The following is a 4,183-nucleotide window of genomic DNA, read 5'->3' as shown; positions in this document are numbered from 1 at the left end:
GAGCGGGGCCGCACGGCCGTCCACAGCACCCGGTCACCGAAGTGACCGCCGCCGACGGTCTCCACGGCGATCGGGCCGTGCCGCCGGGCCACCCGCGCGAGCCGGGCGTCCAGGTCGCCGCGCCGATCGTCCGGCACCTGGCCGAGGAAGGCGAGGGTGACGTGCCACCGGTCGGGCGCCGACCAGCGCAGGTCTGGGGCGCTCGCCCGGGCCCGGTGCACCGCGGTACACAACGGGTCGGTCACCGCGGCCGGCGGCACGGCGGCCACGAACAGCCGCGCGGTCAGCCTCGCGCTCCCGGGTCGGCGCCGTCCGCCGCCTCCGTCGCCGCGAACCGGACCTGGTCCAGGCTCCTCCCGCGGCGCACGATGATCCCGGCGGCCAGCGAGAACTGGTCGGCGAGCATCCCCAACAGCAGGTGCAGCGGCGTGAGGTCCCCGTCGCCGCGGGCGGCCGCGAACCGCACGGCGCGTTCCAACGCCCGCACCGCCTCGGCGGAGAAGCGCGGACCGCGCGCCCGTGGGCGCCGCCTCCACCACGACCGCCGGGGGACCTTACGGACCATCGTCAGTCCCAGCACGCCGGCCCCGAACCGCTCGTCGGCGGCGGCCCGGATGGCCTCGTAGTCCACCCCGATCGCCGCGAGCGCGTCGGTGTCCACCTCCCGGCCGCCGCGCGAGAGCACCCGGGCTCCGTGCAGCTCGGCCCGCAGCGACGCTTCGTCGAGCCCGAGGCCGGCCAGGGCACGCCCGACGGCACCGCCCTCGGTGACGATGGCGAACAGCAGGTGGCCGCTGTGCACCCGGTCGTGCTCGAAGGCCGCCGCCACCTGGGTCGCGGCGCGCACGACGGCACGGGACTGCGGCGTGAACCTCTCGAACACCGCCTACCTCCCCTTTCCGAATCGGCGCCCGTACTTCTTGTGCGCGGCCTGCCGGCTCACGCCGAGCACGTCGGCGATCTCCTGCCAGGACCAGCCCCTGTGCCGGGCGCTGGCGACCTGGAGCTCCTCGAGTGATTCCAACAGGGCTCGCAACGAGGCGACGGCGGCGAGACCCACCCGTGGGTCGTCGTCGGAGGCCGCCCCGGCGAGCTTCGTGGCGGTCATGTTCATGGCCGTCAACCTACGTTGACACGCCGGAGCGTGTCAACCCTGATTGACACGACGGGACGCTGTCCGCTCTCCGCGACAATCGGGGCCATCGCCGACCACCACGGGCGCCCCGGGGGCACTATCAGAGCCGTGACGACGCTCCCCGAGCTGGTGCCACCGCGCGATCCGGCACTGTCCGCGAGCTGGCGGGAACTGCGGCGGCTCGTCCGCCGCCGCCAGCCAGACCTGCCGCTCGCGATGGCGCTGGTCACCGACGGCTCCGACAGCACGACGGCCGAGGTCCTGCGCGACGCCGGGGTCGCGGTCGTCGGCCTGCTCGCCCCGGAGCCGCTGGAGTCGCTGGCCTGGGCGGCCGAGGCCGGGGTTCCCCGCGCCTACCCCGACCTGCTCGCCCTGCTCTCCGACGACATCGAGGCGGTCTGCGTGGAGACCCCGCCGCCCGGCTCGGACATCGTCGCCCGGCGGGCAGCCGAGATCGGCCTGCACGTGCTGCTCGCCGGCCCCGCCACCGCCGAGGCGGAGACGCTGCGGGCCGTCGCCGACCTGGCCGAGGAGGGCGACCTCGCCCACGTGGTGGCCCTGGACGGTCGAGCCTGGCCGGCGGCGACCCACGTCGCGGCCACGGTCCCGTCGCTGGGCCGGCTCACCCAGATGACCGTGGTCGGCGCGCCGACCGGGCCGGCCGGCCGGGTCGAGATCGTCGATCTCGCGATGCGCTGGTGCGGGGAGATTCTGGCGGTCTGCGCCGATCCCGCCGCGATGCCCGCCGCCACGCTGACGCCCGACGCGCCCGTGACCCTGGCCCTGCTCTCCGCCAGCGGCGCCACCGTGCTGATCAACGAACGGATGGGTGGCAACCTGGACACCGCCACCATCACGGTGTGTGGGGACGCCGGCCGCATCGTCGTGCAGGGCCGCCGCGTCCGCCGCCAGGACGACGCCGGCGTGCGCGACCTGCTGATGCCCACCCCGCCGACCGCCCGGCCCGGACTGATGGAGGCCACCTACGACGTCGTGCGGGCCACCGAGCTCGACGACTCGCGGCTGGTCCGGGGCGCCACCTTCCACGATCTACTCACCGCGAACCGACTCATCGCCGCCGCCGGCACCTCCCGCCAGCGAGGCGGCTGGGTCGAGCTCTGAGGAGCCGGGCCGAGCTGTGAGGGGTTTGGGGCGAACTGAGAGGGGCTGGGCCGAGCTGTGCCGGCCTGGCCGAGCTGTGCCGGGGCTGGGTCGAGCTGTGCGGGGGCTGGGTCGAGCTGTGCGGGTTTGGGGCGAACGTGCGGCGGCTACGAGCCGGCGAGGGCGTCCAGGATCGGCGCCGCCCGGGTCAGGGCGGCGATCTCCTCGGCCGGCAGCGCCGCGAGCCGGTCGGTCAGCCACTCGTCCCGGCGCCGGCGATCATCGCTGAGCAGCGTTCGCCCCTTCGCGGTGACCTCGACGATCACCTGCCGCCCGTCGGTGGGGTGCGGACGGCGCTCGACCAGCCCGGCGACCGCGAGATGCGCGATGACCCGCGTCATCGACGGCGGCTGAACGCGCTCGTGCGCCGCGATCTCCCCGAGCGTCATCGGGCCGTGACGCTCCAGCGACGCCAGCGCGGACGTCTGTGTGGGGGTGAGTTGACTCGACCGCTCCTGGCGCATTCGTCGGGAAAGGCGCATCACCGACAGCCGCAGCGCGGACGCGAGTTCGGCGTCACGCGCCGTCTCGGTCTCCATCTTCTGACGGTACTCGTCCGGGAGACCGGAGAAAGGGTGATTTCGGGGGATGCACCGCTAAGAGGACGAAAAGGGGTCGGCCACCCCCCGGTGGCAGCCGACCCCCGTACGGCGCGGTGTCCTGCGTCCGGATGCGACCACCGACGACACCGATCCGCGCCACCCAGGTTCCACCGGCACGCACTCGCTGACTTCGGGGAGACCTCCACACTTCGCCGGGGGATCTCCCAGCGGGAAGTGGGGGGTAACCCGCATTCTGACAATCGACGTGTGCGACGCTTGTCGGGTGAGATCCTGGCTACATAACGTCGACTGACGTGCCGCATCCGCGTCTGCCCGGTCGACTGTCCGCGTGCGCCGCCCGTCACCGGCCGTGGTGTCTGGCCATCGGCGGCTCCGCCACCGCCGCCGGTGCGACTGCGTGCCAGTGGCCCGCCTTCGGGCACAGCCCGCTCTTCGCGACCCTCAACGTCGTCGTGGCGCTCGCGTTCATACTCACCGCCGCCATGCTCAACGGCGAGGAGTCGCTGGGCAGCGTCACCGCGGCGCTGGTCCTGGGCGGCCTGCTGTGGCCGCTGTCATGGACGGCGAGCTGGGACGCCGGCCCGTCCGCGCTCGTGTCGACGTTCGCCTACACCCATTTCTGGGTCTGCCTCGGGTGGGGCGTGCTGCGATACCCGACCGGGCGGCTGCAGAACAACCGCGAACGGGTGCTGCTGGGCAGCGCGGTGCTCATCATCCCGCTGGCGAACCTCGGGCTGATCGGCATCGGCCGACCGGTGTGGTTCGGCTACTCCGGGCACTCCGACCTGTGGTGGTACGGCGAGCCGATCGGCCACGGAGCGTTCGACATCGTGGTCTGGATCCTCGACGGCCTGACCCTCGGGCTCGCCGCCGCCTTCCTGCTCGTCGTCCGGGGTCGACTGCGGCGGTACTCCGAGCTGGACCGGCGGGTCTTCCGGCCGGTGGCGCTGGCGTTGCTGCTCGCGTTCATCCTCGCGGCGACGGTGAACTTCTTCGTCTACAACCCGAGCAACGGCGACGTCGGGCCCGAGTTCGTCGTCATCTCGCTCACCCTGCTGGCGATCCCCCTGGCGTTCGCGGCGGCTGTGCTGCGCCGGGTGTTCGTCCGGGCCCGCATCGCGCAGCTCCTCTCGGCGCTGCCCACCCCGCCGGACGTGCAGGCGGTCCGCGCGGCGCTGCGGGCAGCGCTGCACGACGACTCCGCCGAGATCCACCTGTGGCTGCCCGGGGAGGACCACCATGTCGACGCCGACGGGACGGTCCGGCCCCCGCCGCCGCCCGGCGCGGCCCCCCCGGGACGGTGCGCTGTGTGCGGCCGACGTCG

General features: G+C 73.9%; 5 protein-coding genes and 1 pseudogene. 2 read left to right on the top strand and 4 right to left on the bottom strand.

Annotated features, from left to right (window positions below):
• The 3 genes from ND748_RS26720 to ND748_RS26710 form a co-directional block, all read right to left on the bottom strand.
• On the bottom strand, window positions 1-269 hold a 269-nt coding region (locus ND748_RS26720), incomplete at its 3' end, for a 2'-5' RNA ligase family protein (RefSeq protein ID WP_308205733.1).
• Between the two features lie 14 nt (window positions 270-283).
• Window positions 284-883, bottom strand: coding sequence for a Clp protease N-terminal domain-containing protein (locus ND748_RS34745; RefSeq protein ID WP_251748974.1), 600 nt, complete (start codon window positions 881-883; stop codon window positions 284-286).
• A 3-nt stretch (window positions 884-886) separates the two neighbouring features.
• Window positions 887-1,114: a helix-turn-helix domain-containing protein gene (locus ND748_RS26710; protein WP_372517727.1), complete on the bottom strand. Its 228-nt coding sequence runs from the start codon at window positions 1,112-1,114 to the stop codon at window positions 887-889.
• 129 nt (window positions 1,115-1,243) lie between these two features.
• Between ND748_RS26710 and ND748_RS26705 the strand changes: the two genes are divergently transcribed.
• Window positions 1,244-2,257: a Gfo/Idh/MocA family oxidoreductase gene (locus ND748_RS26705; RefSeq protein WP_251748973.1), complete on the top strand. Its 1,014-nt coding sequence runs from the start codon at window positions 1,244-1,246 to the stop codon at window positions 2,255-2,257.
• Window positions 2,258-2,403: 146 nt separating this feature from the next.
• Here ND748_RS26705 and ND748_RS26700 read toward each other — a convergent pair whose 3' ends face one another.
• The gene (locus ND748_RS26700) at window positions 2,404-2,835 is read right to left on the bottom strand and encodes a MarR family winged helix-turn-helix transcriptional regulator (protein ID WP_251748971.1); all 432 of its coding nucleotides are present in this window, start codon (window positions 2,833-2,835) and stop codon (window positions 2,404-2,406) included.
• A gap of 317 nt (window positions 2,836-3,152) precedes the next feature.
• Here ND748_RS26700 and ND748_RS26695 point away from each other — a divergent pair.
• Window positions 3,153-4,183 (top strand): annotated as a pseudogene (locus tag ND748_RS26695) (sensor histidine kinase); the annotation flags it as partial.

This window comes from Frankia sp. AiPs1 (assembly GCF_023716945.1).
Lineage (GTDB): Bacteria > Actinomycetota > Actinomycetes > Frankiales > Frankiaceae > Frankia.
Note: the sequence above shows the minus strand (reverse complement) of the source record. Positions and strands in the feature narration are given on the sequence as shown.